This is a genomic window from Alphaproteobacteria bacterium (assembly GCA_041396705.1).
Lineage (GTDB): Bacteria > Pseudomonadota > Alphaproteobacteria > CALKHQ01 > CALKHQ01 > CALKHQ01.
Window position 1 is genome coordinate 1 of the sequence record JAWKYB010000024.1, and the last position, 17,860, is coordinate 17,860.

18 protein-coding genes are annotated in these 17,860 nt (G+C 69.2%); 6 read left to right on the forward strand and 12 right to left on the reverse strand.

Annotated elements, in window-relative coordinates:
• Positions 1-406: GFA family protein (locus R3F55_24395; protein MEZ5670516.1), on the forward strand; the 406-nt coding region annotated here is incomplete at its 5' end.
• Between the two features lie 7 nt (positions 407-413).
• Here R3F55_24395 and R3F55_24400 read toward each other — a convergent pair.
• From R3F55_24400 to R3F55_24410, 3 genes are all read right to left on the reverse strand, one after another.
• Complete coding sequence (locus tag R3F55_24400; protein ID MEZ5670517.1) at positions 414-914, reverse strand: TspO/MBR family protein; 501 nt, start codon at positions 912-914, stop codon at positions 414-416.
• Between the two features lie 175 nt (positions 915-1,089).
• Positions 1,090-2,772, reverse strand: coding sequence for a calcium-binding protein (locus R3F55_24405; protein MEZ5670518.1), 1,683 nt, complete (start codon positions 2,770-2,772; stop codon positions 1,090-1,092).
• A gap of 196 nt (positions 2,773-2,968) precedes the next feature.
• Positions 2,969-3,988, reverse strand: coding sequence for a succinylglutamate desuccinylase/aspartoacylase family protein (locus R3F55_24410; GenBank protein MEZ5670519.1), 1,020 nt, complete (start codon positions 3,986-3,988; stop codon positions 2,969-2,971).
• 231 nt (positions 3,989-4,219) lie between these two features.
• On the opposite strand from R3F55_24410, the gene R3F55_24415 reads away from it, so the two are divergent.
• Positions 4,220-4,639 (forward strand): hypothetical protein, encoded by a 420-nt coding sequence (locus R3F55_24415; GenBank protein MEZ5670520.1) that lies wholly within the window; start codon positions 4,220-4,222, stop codon positions 4,637-4,639.
• A gap of 222 nt (positions 4,640-4,861) precedes the next feature.
• A complete protein-coding gene (locus R3F55_24420) occupies positions 4,862-5,179 on the forward strand; it encodes a hypothetical protein (protein ID MEZ5670521.1) in 318 nt (105 codons plus the stop codon).
• Between the two features lie 14 nt (positions 5,180-5,193).
• On the opposite strand, the gene R3F55_24425 is transcribed toward R3F55_24420, so the two are convergent.
• From R3F55_24425 to R3F55_24450, 6 genes are all read right to left on the reverse strand, one after another.
• The gene (locus R3F55_24425; protein MEZ5670522.1) at positions 5,194-6,063 is read right to left on the reverse strand and encodes a carbohydrate ABC transporter permease; all 870 of its coding nucleotides are present in this window, start codon (positions 6,061-6,063) and stop codon (positions 5,194-5,196) included.
• A 223-nt stretch (positions 6,064-6,286) separates the two neighbouring features.
• Positions 6,287-7,402 (reverse strand): sugar ABC transporter permease, encoded by a 1,116-nt coding sequence (locus R3F55_24430; GenBank protein ID MEZ5670523.1) that lies wholly within the window; start codon positions 7,400-7,402, stop codon positions 6,287-6,289.
• Between the two features lie 106 nt (positions 7,403-7,508).
• Complete coding sequence (locus tag R3F55_24435) at positions 7,509-9,176, reverse strand: sugar ABC transporter substrate-binding protein (GenBank protein ID MEZ5670524.1); 1,668 nt, start codon at positions 9,174-9,176, stop codon at positions 7,509-7,511.
• Positions 9,177-9,420: 244 nt separating this feature from the next.
• Positions 9,421-11,190 carry a hypothetical protein gene (locus R3F55_24440; GenBank protein MEZ5670525.1) on the reverse strand — a complete coding sequence of 590 codons (1,770 nt, stop codon included), beginning with the start codon at positions 11,188-11,190 and terminating at the stop codon, positions 9,421-9,423.
• Between the two features lie 289 nt (positions 11,191-11,479).
• Positions 11,480-12,931, reverse strand: a complete 1,452-nt coding sequence (locus tag R3F55_24445) for a DASS family sodium-coupled anion symporter (protein MEZ5670526.1) — start codon at positions 12,929-12,931, stop codon at positions 11,480-11,482.
• A 20-nt stretch (positions 12,932-12,951) separates the two neighbouring features.
• A complete protein-coding gene (locus R3F55_24450; GenBank protein MEZ5670527.1) occupies positions 12,952-13,305 on the reverse strand; it encodes a DMT family protein in 354 nt (117 codons plus the stop codon).
• A 164-nt stretch (positions 13,306-13,469) separates the two neighbouring features.
• Here R3F55_24450 and R3F55_24455 point away from each other — a divergent pair, with 164 nt between their 5' ends.
• From R3F55_24455 to R3F55_24465, 3 genes are all read left to right on the forward strand, one after another.
• Complete coding sequence (locus R3F55_24455) at positions 13,470-14,402, forward strand: aldo/keto reductase (protein MEZ5670528.1); 933 nt, start codon at positions 13,470-13,472, stop codon at positions 14,400-14,402.
• A 150-nt stretch (positions 14,403-14,552) separates the two neighbouring features.
• The gene (locus tag R3F55_24460) at positions 14,553-14,891 is read left to right on the forward strand and encodes a hypothetical protein (protein ID MEZ5670529.1); all 339 of its coding nucleotides are present in this window, start codon (positions 14,553-14,555) and stop codon (positions 14,889-14,891) included.
• A gap of 156 nt (positions 14,892-15,047) precedes the next feature.
• Positions 15,048-15,449 (forward strand): hypothetical protein, encoded by a 402-nt coding sequence (locus R3F55_24465; protein ID MEZ5670530.1) that lies wholly within the window; start codon positions 15,048-15,050, stop codon positions 15,447-15,449.
• A gap of 3 nt (positions 15,450-15,452) precedes the next feature.
• Here R3F55_24465 and R3F55_24470 read toward each other — a convergent pair whose 3' ends face one another.
• From R3F55_24470 to R3F55_24480, 3 genes are read right to left on the reverse strand one after another with little or no spacing between them, the layout of a single operon-like run.
• Positions 15,453-15,836 (reverse strand): VOC family protein, encoded by a 384-nt coding sequence (locus tag R3F55_24470; GenBank protein ID MEZ5670531.1) that lies wholly within the window; start codon positions 15,834-15,836, stop codon positions 15,453-15,455.
• A gap of 13 nt (positions 15,837-15,849) precedes the next feature.
• Positions 15,850-16,920, reverse strand: a complete 1,071-nt coding sequence (locus R3F55_24475; GenBank protein MEZ5670532.1) for a Gfo/Idh/MocA family oxidoreductase — start codon at positions 16,918-16,920, stop codon at positions 15,850-15,852.
• Positions 16,917-17,702 carry a ThuA domain-containing protein gene (locus R3F55_24480; protein MEZ5670533.1) on the reverse strand — a complete coding sequence of 262 codons (786 nt, stop codon included), beginning with the start codon at positions 17,700-17,702 and terminating at the stop codon, positions 16,917-16,919. The genes R3F55_24475 and R3F55_24480 overlap by 4 nt, the downstream gene beginning before the upstream one ends.
• Positions 17,703-17,860 lie beyond the last annotated feature (158 nt).

The following is a 17,860-nucleotide window of genomic DNA, read 5'->3' on the forward strand; positions in this document are numbered from 1 at the left end:
GCCGATGTTCGTGCACTGCTGCCATTGCCACGAGTGCCAGCGCCACACCGGCAGCGCCTTCGTCATCAATGCGCTGACCGAAGCCGACCGGCTGACGCTGCGGTCAGGCGCGACGGAGGCGGTGCCGGTGCCGACCACCAGCGGGCGTCCGCACGACATCCACCGCTGCCCCGCGTGCCGCACCGCGCTGTGGAGCGACTACGGCCGGCGAAAGGTGCTGCTGTTCCTGCGCGTCGGCACGCTCGACGATCCGGCGGCGCTGCCGCCGGACGTCCACATCTACACCGCATCGAAGCTGCCGTGGGTCGCGCTGCCGCCGGGTGTCCCGGCCTTCGACGCCTACTACGACGTTGCGGCGCTGTGGCCGGCGGCGAGCCTGGAACGGCGCGCGCGGCTGAAGGTCTGACCGCGGCTCAGTTGAGCCAGACGATGGCCGCGTTCAGCACGCCGGCGAAGGCGACCCAGGCGGCGTAGGGGGCAAGCAGCAGCGCCGCGACGCGGTCGTGCCGGAAGAAGGCCAGGGCGGTGACGGCAATGGCCGCGAACAGGACGACCAGCTCGGCCAGTGCCCAGGCCGGCCGCTGCGCGCCGAAGAACAGCAGGGTCCAGCCCAGGTTGAGCGCGAGCTGCGCCCCGTAGAGGCCGAGTGCGGCGCGGCCGTTGCGCCAGCCGGCGCGGCGCCAGACGCGCCAGGCGGCCACCGCCATCATCACATACAACAGGGTCCAGACCGGACCGAACAGCCAGTCCGGCGGGTTGAATGCCGGCTTCTCGAGCGTTCGGTACCATCCCTCGACACTGTCGGCCGTGACCAGTCCGCCGACCACCGAGACGACCAGCACCAGCGCCAGCGAAACGCCGAGCCCCACCCAGTCCCTGCGTGTGCGTGGTGCGGCGCCGTCGGCGCTGTCCATCCCATCCTCCCCGTCGCTGCCGGCAGCCATGCAAACGCGCCGCCGCGCAGGGATCTAGCGCGGCGGCGCGGGACGGCCAGCCGGGGCGTATGGCAGAAGGGCTGCGGGAGCCGGCCAGGGCACCGGCCCCCGCGCTGCCGGCCGCCCCCCAGAAGCGGCCGGCGCATCGCCACGGTCAGGGAATCAGGGTGTAGTCGGCGGCGTCGATCAGGCCGGCCGCGTTGTTCAGCACGACGGTGTCGAGGATGCTGCCAGCGGCGTCGTACATCGTGATCTGCGCATTGGCGCCGACATCGTTGACCAGCACCGAATCCACGCCGAAGAACTGCAGCAGGTCGATCCCGTCCTCGAAATCGTCGACCACATCGTCGCCGAAGCCGTCGCCGGTGTCGGAGAAGACGAAGGTGTCGGCACCGGTCCCGCCGATCAGCGTATCCAGGCCCGAGCCGCCGATCAGCGTATCCGCGCCGTCCATGCCGACCAGGATGTCGCCGCCGGCGCGCCCCTCCAGCACGTTGTCGCCATTGTCGCCGGTCAGGTTGTCGTCGGCACTGCCGCCGACGACCGCCTCGACAGCGGATATCGTATGGAACCGGTCGACGCCATCGGTGGCGATGCCGGTGAACAGGTTGACGTCGAGATGCACTGCCGCAGCGGAATAGTCGACGGTGTCGAAGCCGCTGCCGCCACGCAGCGTGTCGTTGCCGGTGCCGGCGTCAAGAATGTCGTTGCCCGACCCGCCGAACAGCGTATCGTCGCCAAGCCCGCCGAACAGCGTGTCGGCACCGGCGTTGCCGTACAGCAGGTCGTCGCCGTCGCGGCCGTCGAGCGTGTCGAACCCGCCGCCGCCTTCGAGGCGATTGCCATTGGCATCACCGGAAATCAGGTCGGCGCCGGCACCGCCGATCACGTTCTCGATGCCGATCAGCGTGTCGACTCCGGTGCTGCCGCCGGCGGTCGCCTGCGGGCCTGCCCGCTCGAGGTCGATGTCGAGCAGGTCGCGGGTGTTGCCGTAGTCGGCGGTATCAATGCCCTCGCCGCCATCGAGGATGTCGTCGCCGTTGCCGCCGCGCAGCGTGTCGTCGCCGGCTTCGCCCGACAGGGTGTCGTCGCCGTTGCGGCCGAACAGCGTGTCGCCGCCGTCCGATCCGAAGAACGCGTCGGCGTCGGAGGAACCGAGCATGGTGGCGCTGTCGGTCTGCGCATAATAGCGCTCGAAGTTGGCGACGCTTCCCTGGTGGACGCCGCCGATGTCGAACTGGCTGCCGGCTGCGTTGAGGTCGAGCACCAGCGCACCGGTGCCGGCGAAATGCACCTCGTCGACGCCGGTGCCGCCGTCGAGCGCATGCACGCCAGGCCCGGTCAGCGACCCGCCGACATAGGCGACGTCGTCGCCGCCACCGGCGGAAAAGGTGACGTTGCCCGATGCGGTCAGGAAGAAGAACAAGGCGTCGGCCTCCTCGCTGCCGATGACGATATCGTTGCCGCCCATGAATGTGACGTTGAGGCCGTTGCCGCTGGCGCCGGACGCGTCGACCACGTCGTCGCCGCCGCTGGTGCGGACGTTGAGACGACCGTCGTCGGCCGCGATCCCGCCCTGGGCGATCAGCGCGCTGTCGATGAACAGGGTCGAGGCCCCGTCGAGCCAGATGGTGTCGATGCCGCTGACGCCGCCGAAGTCCGCGGCCAGGTAGGTCCCGGCGCCGAGATGCATTACGTCGCCCATTGTGCCGGTGTTGGCGCCGCCGACGACGATGTCGGTACCAGCGAGCGTGGTCGGATCGAAGTAGAAAATGTCCTGGACGAAGTCGGTGCCGACGAAAGAGTCGACGCCGGCGGTGCCGGTGAAGGTGGCCATGGCTGAACACTCCAAGCGCCGCTTGGCCGGGCGCACCCGGTCTGGGGCAAGCGGCATCGGTTGACGGCGCTGCACAAGGCAGCGCCCGTGCTACCGAAGGCCGGGTCGGATTCCTGCGATCGTGGCGGCGATTTCCCCGAAAACGCCGCAGTGTGTCGGGCCTGCGGCGGAATTCGCCGGCGGGTGCGTACCGCCGCTAGCCGTTCCAGTCGGCCGCGACGATGGCGACCGGATCGCCGGGCTCCGTCCGGCCGGCGCCGCGGGTGCACCACAGCATGCCGCTGGCGCCGTAGCTGACCACATGCGGTTCCGCCGTCGGCGCCTCGATCAGGTGGATCGCGCCGGCCGGCATCCCCTTCTCCACCGCGGTGCCGAGCGCATGATAGGGCTCGAAAATGCCGGCACAGGGCGCGAAGGTGAAGGCGCCCAGGTCCGGCGTCTCGACCAGACGGGTCGGTGCCGGCGGCGCGATCGGGTCGGCCTGCAGCACGCCGAGATGGACCAGGAAGTTGTGCACCGCGCGCTCGGCCGCCTGCAGCGCCGGCAGCTGCACGATGCCGCCGCCGCCGAACTCCGACGAGATCGACAGGATGCCGCGCCGTTCCGCCGCCGACGGCAGCGTGCGGTTCTCGTCGACACTCTTCAGGAACATGTGGGTCGGCGCGCCGCAGGCCCGCGCCAGCGCCTCCAGCCGCGCCATCATGGCCGGGTCGGCGCTGTGGTGGGCGCAGGTCGACGGGGCGATGTTCAGGCCGCGTCCGCCGGAATGCACGTCGAACAGCGCGTCGACGCGCGGCACGATCACATGCGCGACATAGTGGGCCAGCACCTGGGCAAAGCTGCCATAGGGGTCGCCGGGGAAGCAGCGGTTGATGTCGCGGCCGTCGATCGGCGACATCCGGCTGCCGGCCATCGCGGCCGGAAAGTGCAGCGCCGGAATAACGACGACGCGGCCGCGGATCGAAGCCGGCTCCAGCGTGCGCAACAGCTTCACCAGGGTGATCTGGCCCTCGTACTCGTCGCCGTGCACGCCGCCGGTCAGCAGCACGGTCGGCCCGTCGCCGTTGGCCACGACCCCGATCGGCACGCCGACGGTGCCCCAGCCGCTGAGGTTGTTGGAATTGGGCACGCGCAGCACCGAGACCTGCCGGCCCTGCCGGTCATAGTCGATATCGGTGAACACCTTGGTTTCGACCGGCTCCGGCGTGTTCGGCATCGCTCCCCTCCCCCGATTCCGCGCCGGGCCATGATAGACTGAGGCCGGCATTGGGGTTAGCGGGACCGCAACACAGAGCCGGCGATTTGCGCCGCATCAATTGCCAGGCGCCCCATCGGCTGCAAACCTTTCGGTGCGTCACCCGGCCGAAGTCAGCCGGGGCATCGTTGCGCCGTGCCATGGTCGTTTGGCCGGCGCAGTCGAGAGAGCAACCAAGAGTGGAGGTCCCCGATGAGTATCCACATCACCGCCCCTCTGGGCATGATCATGGCCCTGGCACTGGTCGCCTGCCAGTCGGGCGCGCCGCAACAGGGCTCGGCGCCAGCGGCGACGGCCGAGACCGACGCGCTGGTTGCGGGAACCAACTATCACGCGACCGGCGACATCGAATGCACCATCGGTGCAGATGCGGCGACCGGCATGTGTCCGTTCGGCGTCATTCGCGAGGGCAACGGTTCGGGCAGCGTGATAGTGACGAAACCCGACGGCCGCACCCGGGCCATCTTTTTCGCGGACGGCGCCGCCACGGGCTATGACGTGAGTGAGGCCGACCCCGGCGAATTCTCCGCGACCCGGGACGGCGACGACACCATCGTATTCATCGGCGCCGAGCGCTACGTGGTCCCCGACGCGGTCATCTTCGGCGGCTGAGCCGCAACCCGAAGCGCATTCGGCGCCGGCCGGACCGCAAGAAGTCGGACTCGACCGTGCCCGGCGCCGCTGAGCGCTGTTGCTGTGCGCGCGATCACATCACGCGTTGAACGCCGGACCGCGACCGATGCGTCCTACGGAGCTCAGCCGGAGCATTCCGCTCCGTGCGCGATCCGGAGCGACAGCATGACCATTCGGATTGTACTAGGATGTGCCGCCATCATGACCATCGCCGGCATGGCACCGGCAACGGCGCTGGACAATGGCGGTGCCGATGCCACCAGCTGCAGCTGCCTGTGTGATCTCGGCGCAAATGGTGGGGCAATCGTGCCGAACCTGATCTACAACGCGGGCGGCTTCGGCTGCGCCGCCCTGGAAGGGCGAACCTGCAACGTCGAAGACCCGCGACAACCGGGACTGATCCGTTCCGGCCGTGTCCAGCTCTGCCAACCGATGATCGAGCTCAGCCAGACGGTCGCCACCCCGGTCCACCCGCTAGACGGCACGGAGCTGTTCGAAGGCGTGCTGCAGCCGCAGTAGGATCGCGACCGGCGTCACTTCACGGCGCCGGTCGACAACCCCTTGATGATGTAGCGCTCGAGGATGATGCCGACGATGGCCAGAGGAGCGATCGCAGCCGTCGACAGCGCGGCCATCGACCACCAGTTGATCCCCTGGCTGCCGGTCTGGCTGGCCACCATAACCGGCAGCGTCTTGGCATCGGTGCTGGTCAGCAGGGCGGCGAAGAAATACTCGTTCCAGCACAGCACCAGGCTGAGGATGAAGGCGGCGACCATGCCGGGCAGCGAGATCGGCAGGACGATGCGGAAGAAGGCGCCCCAGGGGCCCAGCCCGTCGACCAGTGCCGCTTCCTCCAGCTCGGCCGGAATGGTCTGGAACTGGTCGCGCATGATCCAGACCACGATCGGCAGAACCATCAGCGCATAGAGCAGGATCAGCCCGACGGAGGTGTCGAGCATCGCCACCTCCTTGTAGAGCACGAGGAACGGCAGGGCGAGCACCACCGGCGGCAGGATCAGCTGCGACAGGAAGAAGAACGAGATGTCCTTGTTGCGGAACGGGCCGAACTTGTACTGGAACCGGCACAGGCCATAGGCGGCGAGCGCGCCGATCACGATGGCCAGCAGCGACGCGCCGACCGAGGCGATGATCGAATTGACGAACCGGGCGAGGAACTCCTCGCGCACGGTCGAGGTCTCGAAGATGGTGTCGGGCGACAGGCCCAGCGACTTCCAGCCGATCCAGGCCGGTTCGTAGTCCAGGAACGGCACCAGCGCGCCGCGCTGCACATCGCGCGCCGTCTTGAACGACGTGGTCAGGGTCCAATAGATCGGGAACAGGCTGACGAAGGCCCACAGGCACAGCGCGCCGTAGATGCAGGTGCGCGAGACGATGCGCAGCACACGGGTGGAGTCGTGGTGCGCGCCACGGGTGCGCGCGGCGGGCTGGGCTATCGTTGCCACTGGCACGCCTCCCGGAAACGGAACACGTCGTCCCCGGGCTCGATCCGGGGACGTTCAGCGGAAAGGGCTCCGACACCCGTCGCCGCCAGCGCACGCGCGGCATGAGCTGCCCGGGTCGACCCCGGGGATGATGCGTTGGTCTTGCCAGCGCTGGTCATAGCGCTCATCCCAGCCGCCGCATCCAGCGGCCGACGAATTTCAGCAGCGAAAGCATGAAGATGATGATCAGCACCAGATAGAACTCGGCCAGCATGGTGCCGTAGCCGACGTTGGAGCGGTCGCGGTATTCGCGGAAGATGAAACTGGTGACGCTGTCGGTCGCCCCGCCGGGCCCGCCCGAGGTGACGTTGATGATGATGTCGGCCAGCTTCAGCTTGAAGATGATCCGCAGCACGATGGCGGTGACGCTGACCGGCAGCATCAACGGAAACACGATGCGCCAGAACGATTGCCAGGGGCTGGCGCCGTCGACCTTGGCCGCCTCGGTCACGTCCTTGGGCAGGGCCTGCAGGCCGGCCAGCAGCAGGATCATCATGAACGGGATGAACATCCAGGCATCCATCAGCATGATCGACAGCTTGGCGACGATGGGGTCGGAGAAGAAGGCGGGGCTGTCCCAGCCGAGGAACCGCGCGAAGTTGGCCAGCGGCCCGAAGCGGATCTCCATCATCGACTTGCCGATCATCCAGCTGACCGCGACCGGGCTGAGCATGAACGGCAGCAGGAACACCACGCGGAAGAACTTGCGGGCGCGGATCTGGGCGTTGAGCAGCAGGGCGAGGCCGAAGGCGATGCAGTATTCAACCAGCACCGACAGCACGTACCAGACCATGTTCAGCAGCGCATTGCCGTAGAACGGGTCGGCGAACAGGGCATCGAGGTTGTCGAGGCCGTTGAACTGACGCCCCTCGAACGAGCTGAGGTTCCAGTCGGTGAAGGCGATGTAGAGGCCGAAGAAAGTCGGGAAGATCACCATCGAGATGGTGAACAGCACCGCCGGCAGCACGAACAGGGCCTTCCAGCCCATGTCGCCGCGGATCATCACCTGGCCGACGCCGACCGCCACCGCCCAGACCAGATAGGCATAGAGCAGCGGCCGCCAGCTCTCGAAGCCAAGGTCGACGGTCCCGTTGGCGTTCAGAATCTGGACGACCAGCATGGCGACCAGCAGCAGCGAGGCGAACACGATCAGCGCCCTGCCGGCGGCCTTGCGGCCCGGCGGGACGATGTCGTAGCCGCCCGCGCCGGGGCGGTTGGCGGTCGATATGGCCTGGCTCATCGGCTGCGTTCGGTATCCAGCGGCGCCCCGTCCTGGGCGGCCGGCAAAAGCGGTGGCCGGCGGCGCTGTGCACCGCCGGCCACGACGTTCACTCCGTCAGGCGCCGCTACAGGCCGAGCGAGGCCTTGTACAGCGCGATCTGCCGGTCACGGCCGATCTGGTCGGTGATCTTCTCCCAGGCCTCGGCGATGGCGTCGGCGCCGGTCTGGGCGTCCATCTGGCCGGCGTAGATCTTGGCCAGCTCGTCCTCGGCCACGCTGTAGTACTGGAAGATGCCCGGGATGCGGGGTTCGATCGCCGCATTCGGATGGTTGTAGCTGTCGGCCTCGGAGGCGAGGTAGTCGCTGATGAAGCCCTCCTCGTAGCCCGCCTCGGTCCACTCCGGAATGATGAAGTGGGAGTTGCGGTACGGCTGGAAGCCGGACGGATAGGCCGCGCACCACAGCGAGATGTCCTTGCCGCCGATATGCGCCGCCGCGCTCCAGGCCGCCTTCTGCTTCTTGGAGTCGCTGTCGACCCGCGCCATCACGTACACGCCCCAGCCGATATAGGCCATGTTCGGCGCGAAGTTCGGGCCGCCCGCCAGGGTGTCCCACTGGCCGGTCGCCGCATTGTAGACGTCGTCCGAGCCGGGCAGGATCGAGAAGCCGACCACGTCGCCGACCACCGAGCTGTCGGAGGTCTGCGCGTTCGAGCCGATGTCGCCCCACCACGACAGCATCGAGCCGGTGCCGGCCAGGAACTGCTGGAAGCCGGTGGTGCCGGGGTCGGCATTGATCTGGTCCGGCGGCTGGGCGTCCATCACGTCGAGCACGTCCTGGATCGCGCGCACCCAGGCCGGGTTGTTGATCCGCGGCTTCATGGTGTCGACGTCGAACAGCCAGGCCGGGTCGTCGGGATGCTTGGCATAGGCGGTAGCGCGGCTGCCGAGGAAGTAGAAGCCGAAGCCGCCCCAGCCCTTCAACGGGTCGAGATAGCCGTAAGCCTCCAGCCCGAACGGATCGGTCTTGCCCTTCAGGAAGCTGGTGACCTCCTGCACCTTCTGCCAGGTGGTCGGCACTTCCCACGCGCCCTGGTGACCCTCGGCCTCCCAGGCGGCGGCGAGCTCGTCGTTGTCGAAATAGTCGGTGCGGTAGTTGAAGGTGTGGCAGTCGCCGTCGATCGAGATGCGATAGGTCTTGCCGTCCCAGGTGCCGACCGGCGCCTGCAGGTAGCCGACGTAATCGTCCATGTCGATCAGGCCCTTGACCCAATCCGGCATCTCCGAGGCCAGGCCCTTGCCGCAGACGTCGCCCTCGACCGGCGCGCCCATCTCGATGATGTCGAAATCGACGGTGCCGGTGGCGATGGCCTGTTGCAGGCGCGGGTTGTAGTCGGCCTGGGCCAGGTCGATCCAGGTGATCTTGGCGCCGGTGTAGTCCTCCCACGGCCGCAGGAAGCCGCGGAACAGCAGGTTGTGCAGGTTCTGGTTGTTGAGGCCCATGAAGGTCAGCTCGACCCCGGCGAACTCGCCTTCCTGCACCACCTCCTTGGTCGGGCCGAGGCACAGCTCGCCGACCTTCTGCCAGTCCGCGTCCGTCGGCGAGCCCATGCCGACGCCCGGGATCTTCAGGATCTCGGCGCGCAGGTCGGACTGGGCAAAGGCCGGCTTCGACGCCGTGCGCAGCGCCGCGACGCCGCCGACGGCCAGCGCGCCCGCGCCCGCCGCACCCTTCAGCACCCGGCGCCGGCTGGACTGCATCGCCATCAACCGGTTGTAGACTTCGACTTTCACCTGCTTTCCCTCCCCATGATTCGCAGTGCCGTACCGCACGGCGGTGCGCCGGCGGCGGATTTCACGCGAGCCGTATCGCGCCGCCCGCCCCGTCGCAGGAACCGCAACGCAGCGGCAGGTGGCGTGCACGGTCGATTGGCTGCCGCTCGGCAACGGTATGGACCGCCCTCGACGGGTGTCAATAGCTTGCGGGCAGCGCGAAGGGCGGCGCGGGCCGCCCCGCGCCGCCGCCGGCCCGTGCCGGTCACGGTCCGGGCGGCACCAGATCCGGCGCCGCCTCGACGCAGATCTCGCGGATCCACGTCTCCGCCCCGCCGGTCAGCGTCCACTCGGTGATGCCGGCAAAGATCGCGACGATCTCGAAGTCGCCGCGGCGCATGCCGGCCGCCGTGTTACCCACCGGCGTGATGCCGGCGGCATGCGTCACCGTCGCCAGTTCGGCCTGCGACATGGTGTCGTGGCGGGTGTAGCGGACCACCAGCCGGCTGGCCGGCTTGCCGGGCGGCATCCGGAACCGCAGCGTGGCGTGGCGCAGTTGCAGGATGTCGCCGAAGATCTGCGGCCCCTGGTAGATGCCCGGCTGCAACACCGTCACCGGGATGACCCCGGCCAGGTGGCTCGGCGCGATCGGCGCCGCCTGCGCGTTGAAAAAACGCAGGCAGTGCATCACCGGGCACTGGCAGTCGACCGGCACGGCGATCGAGGTGAACGGGAACGCGACGGTCGCGAACGAGACCGCGCCGCTGCCGTGCTGGGTGCAGTGCACGTCGAACACCGCCGGCGTGACCGCCTGCGCCGGCAGCACCAGCGGATTGCCGCCGCCGGTCACCGGCACGATCGCCACGCCCTGCCGCTCGTTGCCGCAGGCGTCGAAGGCGCGGATCGTCACCTGCTGCGGCACGTTGCAGTTTCCGGCCACTGCGGCAGGCGTCGCCGTCAGGGTCTGTCCCGCGACGTGATCGACGGCGACCGCGTCGGTCGGGCTGTGGCCGACCTGGATCGGCGCGCCGATCACCGCCGGCGGGTTCGGGGCTGGATCGATCTCGACCAGGTCGTTCTGGTCGCCGCGCGGCACGAAAACGCGGGTGCCGTCCGGCGTCGGCGCCGGCTGGCCCAGCCAGGTGCCCTGCACGTCGACGATGCGCGGCGTCAACGAGCCGCTGGGCAGATCGACGACAAAGACCTGCCCGGGAACGGGATTCGGGTTCGGATTCGGGTTGGCGACCGTATGCGGCCGCTGGGCCGAGGTGGCGATGATGCGGTCCTGCGCGTCGACAGCGAGGTAGATCGCCGAGTTCGACAGACCCTGCGGCAGGCTGACCGTTCCGCCGAACGCCACCTGCGGGCCGGCGATGTCGAGCGCGGTGATGGTGCCGGACAGCCGTTGGCCGACATAGAGGATGAACCCGCTGCGGCTGAGCGCGAGCCCGGTCGGCTGGTTGGGAATCGGCGTTTCCTCGCGGATCGTGCCCGCAAGCGGATCGATCGAGAACAGGATGTTGGCGCCGCGATGGGTGGTGTAGAGCCGGGCGCGCTGGGCCGACCAGACCAGATGCAGGGTCCCGTACGGGTTCGGCCCGGCGGCCGGCTCGACCAGGAACGCGCCGGGCAGCAGTGTCGGGTCGGCCGGGTTGGCGATGTTGACCGCGACGATCCGGTTGGAGCCGCCATAGGGCCCGGTGTCCGAGGCGATCGTGCCCGACGCCTGTGAAATCGCCACATAGGCGCGGGTGCCGCCGACTGCACCGGGCACCGCGGCCTGGCCGCCGTAGCCCGGGCCGAGATCCAGTTCCTTGGTCACCGCGCCCGCGCAGGTGTCAAAGGCGGCGAACCAGGCATGCTGTTCCTTGCCGACCAGCTTGGTGCCGGTGACATAGACGAAGCGCTGGTCGGGCATCACCACCAGCCGCGAGCAGCTGAAACCCAGCGGCTGGATCGTGGCCAGCGCGCCGGTGGCGGGATCGCCGTAACGAAGGTCCTGCGTCGCGGCGTTGACGGAGAATACGAGATCCATGGCACAACTCCCTCGCCGGCCCCACACCGGCCGTGAAAAAGGATTTCGCGCACGGCCTGCGCCGCGCACGGCAAACTCAGCCCTCGGAACGGTGCAGCCGGAACTTATTCAATACCAATTCGAAATCTGTAGTGCGGGCGTGTCCGGCTCACGCAATGCATATTACTGCCGGAGAATTAAGTCAGAAATCGGACCGATGTCTGCAATATTATGAATGAACCACTCATTTCTATATCATGTCTCTAACGTGACGTGGCATTCAGGTCGGGCGCCCCGACCGGCACGACACTCAGCCCGGCAGCACCCAGCCGCCGAGTCCAAGCACAAGGGCGGTCACCACCAGGATGCCGACCAGGTCGAGGACGGCGCCGGCACGCAGCATGTGGCGCATCTCCACCGAGCCGCTGCCGAACACGACCGCGTTCGGCGGCGTCGCCACGGGCAGCATGAAACCGAGGGTGGCGAACAGCGCCACCGGCAGCGCCAGCGTCGCCGCCGGGGCGCCCATGCCCAGCGCGGTGGCGCCGGCGACCGGCAGGAACACGGCGGCCATCGCGGTGTTGCTGGCCAACTCGCCGACCAGCACGATCAGCGCGCCGACGGCGAGCAGCAGCACCACGGTCGGCATCGCGCCGAGCCCGGCCAGCCGCCCGCCGAGCCAGTCGGCGAGGTCGGTGGCGCCGATCGCCTCGGCGAGCGCCAGCCCGCCGCCGAACAGGATCAGCACGTCCCAGCGGATCGTCGCCGCCTCGCGCCAGGACAGCAGGAAGCGGCCGGTGCGCAGGTTCGCCGGCAGCAGGAACAGCAGCAGCGCGCCGGAGATCGCGATGCCGGCGTCCGACAGCAGCCCCAGCGCCGGCAGCCACGCCTCCAGCAATGGCCGCGCCAGCCACGCGAGGGCGGCCAGCGCCATCACCGCCGCCACCATCCAGCCGCCCCGGCCGACCGGCTCGAGCGCGGCATGGCGGTCGCGGATCGCGGCCGCGATGCGGGCGGAGTGACCGGCAGGCACGCGGAACGCCAGTCGGGTCAGCAGCAGCCAGGTCAGCGGCAGCAGCGCCAGCATCACCGGCACACCGACCAGCATCCAGCGCAGGAAGCCGACCTCGATGCCATATTCCTCGGCCATGAAGGCGGCGAACAGGGCGTTGGGCGGCGTGCCGATCAGCGTGCCCATGCCGCCGATGGTCGCCGCATAGGCGATGCCGAGCAGCAGCGCCGGCGCCGCGGCATCGTGCTCCGCGCCCTCCTCGCCGAACGCCGCGGCCACCGACAGCCCGATCGGCAGCATCACCATCGCAGTGGCGGTGTTGCTGACCCACATGCTGAGAAAGGCCGTCACCGCCATCAGGCCGGCGATGACGCCACGCGGGCTGGCCCCGGCGGCGCGCAGCACGGCGAGCGCGAGTCGCCGGTCCAGGCCCCAGACGTTCATCGCACGGGCCAGCAGAAAGCCGCCCAGGAACAGGAAGACCAGCGGATGGGCGTAGGGCGCCGCCATCTGCGCAACGCCCGCCTGGCCGAGCAGCGGCAGCGCCACCAGCGGCACCAGCGCGGTGGCGGCCAGCGGCAGCGCCTCGGTCATCCACCAGATGGCCATCAGCACGCCCACCGCCGCGGTGCGCCAGCCGGCGTCGCTCAGGTCCTGCGGCGGCGGCAGCGCCAGCATGGCGGCAAATGCCGCGGGCCCGGCCGGCAGGCCGACCAGCCGATGCAGCGCCATGCCGGGCGATTCGGACATGGCGACAGCCTAGCGCCGCCTCAACCGAACGGATTGCGGAAGATCAAGAATGCCCCGAGCGCGATGCAGCCGAAGCCGAGCAGGTGACCGAGGTTCAGCCGCTCGCCGAGATAGGCGACCGAAAACACCGCGAACACCGCAAGCGTGATCACCTCCTGCATCGTCTTCAGCTCGGCGGCGGAATAGACCCGGTGGCCGAGCCGGTTGGCCGGCACCGCCAGCCAGTATTCGACCAGGGCGATGCCCCAGCTCGCGAACACGACGAGCCAGAGCGGCCGGTCGGCGAACTTGAGATGGCCGTACCAGGCGAAGGTCATGAACACGTTGGAGGCGATCAGCAGCAGGACGGGCGCGACATGGGCAAATGACAAGATGGCGACTCGCAATGCAGCCGGACCTGGGCAACAGCACGCGACCACCCGCGACCGGTTGGCAAGCGCCGCGCGGGCCGTGGCGGGCGGGCAGTGGCGGACGGTGGCTCATCCGTGCTTCACTCCCGGCACACGGGCCGCGCACAGCGGCCCGGCGGGAGGACAGGATGCGCCAACACCGCCTCGACGGCCTGGCCCGACCGCTTTCGGCGCTGGTCATGGGCTGCGACAACAAGACCGACGCCGACGACGGTGCGGCCCTGTGGTCCGCCTTCATCGCGGCCGGGGGCAACGTCTTCGACACGGCCCACATCTACGGCAAGGGCGCGTGCGAGCGCGCCTTGGGCGACTGGCTGGCGCGCGAGCGGCTGACCGGTGCGGTGACGGTGATCGTCAAGGGCGCCCACACACCCTGGTGCGACCCGGCGAACCTGTCGCTGCAGCTGGGCGAATCGCTCGACCGGCTTCGGCTGGATCGGGCCGACATCTATCTGCTGCATCGCGACAACCCCGACATTCAGGTCGGCGAATTCGTCGACGCGCTGGATGCCGAGGCGGCGGCCGGGCGGATCGGGCTGTTCGGGGCGTCGAACTGGACGGTGGCACGGTTTCGCGAGGCCAACGCGCACGCCGACCGCCATGGCAGGCGGCGCTTCGCCGCGCTCAGCAACAACCTGTCGCTGGCGCGGATGCAGCGGCCGGTCTGGCCCGGCAGCGTCGCCGCGTCAGACGACGCGACGCTGCGCTTTCTCGCCGAGACCCGCACCGCCCATTTCGCCTGGTCGTCGCAGGCGCGCGGCTATTTCCACCGGCCCGGCAGCGCCGCCCCGCTTGCCGCGGGCACGCGCCCGGAGGACTGCTTCGACAGCCCTGAAAACCGCGAGCGGCGAAGGCGGGCCGAGCGGCTCGGCGCGCGACGCGGCCTCGCGGCCGCACAGATCGCGACCGCTTACGTGCTGAACCAGCCCTTTCCGTCCTTCGCCCTGATCGGCCCGCGCACCGAGGCGGAACTGGCGGACAGCCTGCCTGGCGCCGAGGTCGCGCTGTCGGCGGAGGAGCTGGCCTGGCTGGACCTGCACCGCGACGACGATCCGGGCTGAGCCCGGCGGCGCACTTCTGGGCGGCAATGTGGCGATTCTGCGATCAATCACGGCGGCGTGAGCCGGGTCACAGCAGCCCGATCGCCGCGGGCCCATCTGCCCGTCATCGCGAGGCATGGGGGCTTCGCGACGAGACGGGGAAACAAGATCATGCTTCAGACCATTCGCACCGCAGCCGCCATTGTCACCGCCACCGCCGCGCTCGGCTTCGCCGCGTCGGCGGCCCAGGCCGGTCAGACCGATTTCACGCTGTACAACCAGACCGACGCCGACATCTACTACCTGTTCGTCTCGCCCGACACCTCCGACGACTGGGGCTATGACGTGCTGGGCGAGGCGATCCTGCCCGCCGGCGGCAGCGTCCAGGTCGGGATGGACGGCTACGGCTCGCACTGCACCTTCGATATCCAGGTGGAATACCACGACGGCCAGACCTTCGAGATGTGGGGGGTCGACCTGTGCACCTATGCCGAAGTGGTCGTCGAGTAGGCGATACCGTCGCCACCGCACGGCCGACCGCGGGGCGCCTCCGGCAGCGAGGCGCCCCGCGCGCATCTGCCCGTCGTGCAGGCGAACCGCAATTCCACCGCAATCCGGCGCCTAACTGGCGCCCCCAGCACCACCATTGGACGGAGTTGACCCATCATGCGTCGCGCATCCGCGGCCCTGGTCCTCGCAACCCTCGCCACCGCCGGCGCCCTGCCGCCGGCCCAGGCGGCCGACCTCGCGCACCTGCGCGCGATGGCCGGCCAGTACACCGACGTCGTCATGGCCGACGCCGCGCTCGAATCGGAGTTGCGCGGCCTGCTCGGCGACGGCTATGCGAGCTTCGCCGAGGACATGCAGGTGGTGTTCCCGAGCGAGCTCGTGGACGGTCACGTGCTGGTTGCGACCGGCTGCCGCGCGCACGACTGCGGCGCCCACGGCGGAATGATCCTGGTCGATGTCGACACCGGCACGGTCCAGGTCCTGCAGATGGCCCGCGGCATCTCCGGCATCGCCCTCACCCCCGGGGTGCAGGGCGCGCTCGCGACCTGGATGCAATAGCGGTCAGGGCGTCGCGTCCCAGGCGGTCAGCGACAGCACGTTGCCGTCCGGGTCCCTGAACCAGGCGACCGCGGTGCCTGGCGCCGGGCGCCAGATGCCGCGCGAGTCCTGGCCGAGACCGTCAAAGCGCTCGGTCCGCAGGCCCTTCTCCGCCAACCCATCGACGGCGGCTGCGATATCGTCGACCCGCCAGCCGAGCACCGTATGGCCCTGCGGCCGATGCGCCGCCAGCTTCTGCAGGCGCAGCATCGTGCCGCCGGCGTCGAACACCAGGGCATAGGGGCTGTCCTCGACCAGCCGTAGGCCGAGCACCTCGCCGTAGAACGCCTTCGCCGCCGCCGGCATGGCCGTCGCGGCGAAGGCGATCACAGGCATGTCGGCCAGCAAGGCGAACGCTCCGCTATATCTCGTGGGTCATGCCGTCGGCGTCGCTGACGAAGCAAAGGTCGAGCACCCGCTGCAGGTCGGCGGCATGGCGGAAGCTCGGCTCGCCGTTGACGCCGGTCTTCACCGCGGTGACGAAGTCGTCGTAGGTCAGCGGTACCGGCGGGCATTCCACCGGCCGCCAGGTCTGGGTGTGGATGTCGTCGCCGGTGCACGCGCGCAGCGACGAGACCTCGCTCTCGAAGCCGATCTCCAGCCCGCCGGTGGTGCCGTAGACCCCGACCTGCTTGGCGTTGGCATAGCCGGTGGCGAAGCGGCTGGCGTGGATCGCCGCCAGCGCGCCGCCCTCCAGCTGCAGCGACATCACGAAGCTGTCGTTGATGTCGAGTTCGTAGTCGCCGATGCGGTTGCCTTCCGCCTTGTCGAAGGTGTGCAGCCGGCAGTGCACCGAGGTCGGCTTCAGTCCGGACACGAAGGTGGCGGTGTCGAGGATATGGATGCCGATGTCGCCGAGCACGCCCTTGCTGCCGTGACGGCTGGACAGGCGCCACAGCCAGCGCGGCTCGGTGCGCCAGTCGCCCCACTGGTTGCCGACCAGCCAGCTTTGCAGATAGGCCGCCTGCACGTGGCGGACCTGGCCGATCGCGCCCTCGGCGACCATCTTCGCGGCCTGCGCGATCTCCGGCACCGCGCGATAGCGCAGGTTGACCATGTTGATCAGCCCGCGGGTTTCCATCGCGTGGGTCATCTCCAGCGCGTCGGCGTAGTTCTCCGCCAGCGGCTTCTCGCAGAACACCGGGAGGCCGGCCGCCGCCAGCCGCAGGGTGGTCGCCTTGTGCACCGGGTCGGGCGTCACGTTGGCGACCGCGTCGAACTGGCCCCAGGCGATCGCCGGCTCCAGGTCGTTGAAGCCCTGGCCCAGGCCGTTGTGCTCGCAGAAGCCGGCCAGGCGGTTCGGATCGCGGTCGATGCCGGCGACCACCACGCTGTCCGGGTTGGCCGAGAAGAACTCGAAATGGCGCTGGGCCATGGCGCCGGTGCCGAGGATCAGGATCCTGACCGGATCCGCGTTCTTGCGTGCGCTCATCGATAGCCCTTCTCGCCGGCCTTGTGCAGCTTCAGCCCCTTCTCCTCCAGCGGCTCCAGCGACCGCTCCACCGGCACGTTGGGCGCCGCCTCGATGTCGGCCCAGGCCGGCGCCGGGTTGTAGGCCCAGCGCACCGCGTTGCGCAGCACGGTCTGCACCTCGGCGTTGTGGAAGATCGGATAGGTCTCGTGGCCGGGACTGAAATAGAACACCCGGCCAGCGCCGCGCTGGTAGGTCAGGCCGGAGCGGAACACCTCGCCGCCCTCGTACCAGCTGATGAACACCGTCTCCATCGGCTCGGGCACGTTGAACGGCTCGCCGTACATTTCCGTGTTGGGCAACTCGATGCGCTCGCCCAGCCCCTGTGCGATCGGGTGGTTGCGGTTGATCACCCAGACCCGCTCGCGCTCGCCCGCCTCGCGCCACTTCAGCGAGCAGGGGGTGCCCATCAGTGCCTTGAAGATCTTCGAGAAATGGCCCGAGTGCAGCACGATCAGGCCCATGCCCTGCCAGACCCTGCGGCGCACCCGTTCCACCACCGCGTCCTGGACATGGCCATGGGCGCGATGCCCCCACCACAACAGCACGTCGGTCTCGGCCAGCCGCGCCTCGGGCAACCCGTGCTCCGGCTGCTCCAGCGTCGCCGTCTCCGCGCTGATGCCGCCGGCGCCGTTCAGCGCGTCGGCGATGCAGCCATGGATGCCCTTGGGATAGAGCGCGGCCACCGCCGGGTTCTCGCGCTCGTGCACATTCTCGTTCCAGACCAGCGCGCGGATCGTCATCGTGATGTCCTTCCCAGATTGCGCGGCGCCGTGCGCCATTAAGCGGCCGGTATCCCGACAGGCTTAGCGTCGAAAGCTAACATGCGGCGTTGTCGCGAACGCCCGCGCGAGTCGCACGGAGAAAGCGGACGTGCCGATTCTTTTTGTTGTGCCGGAGC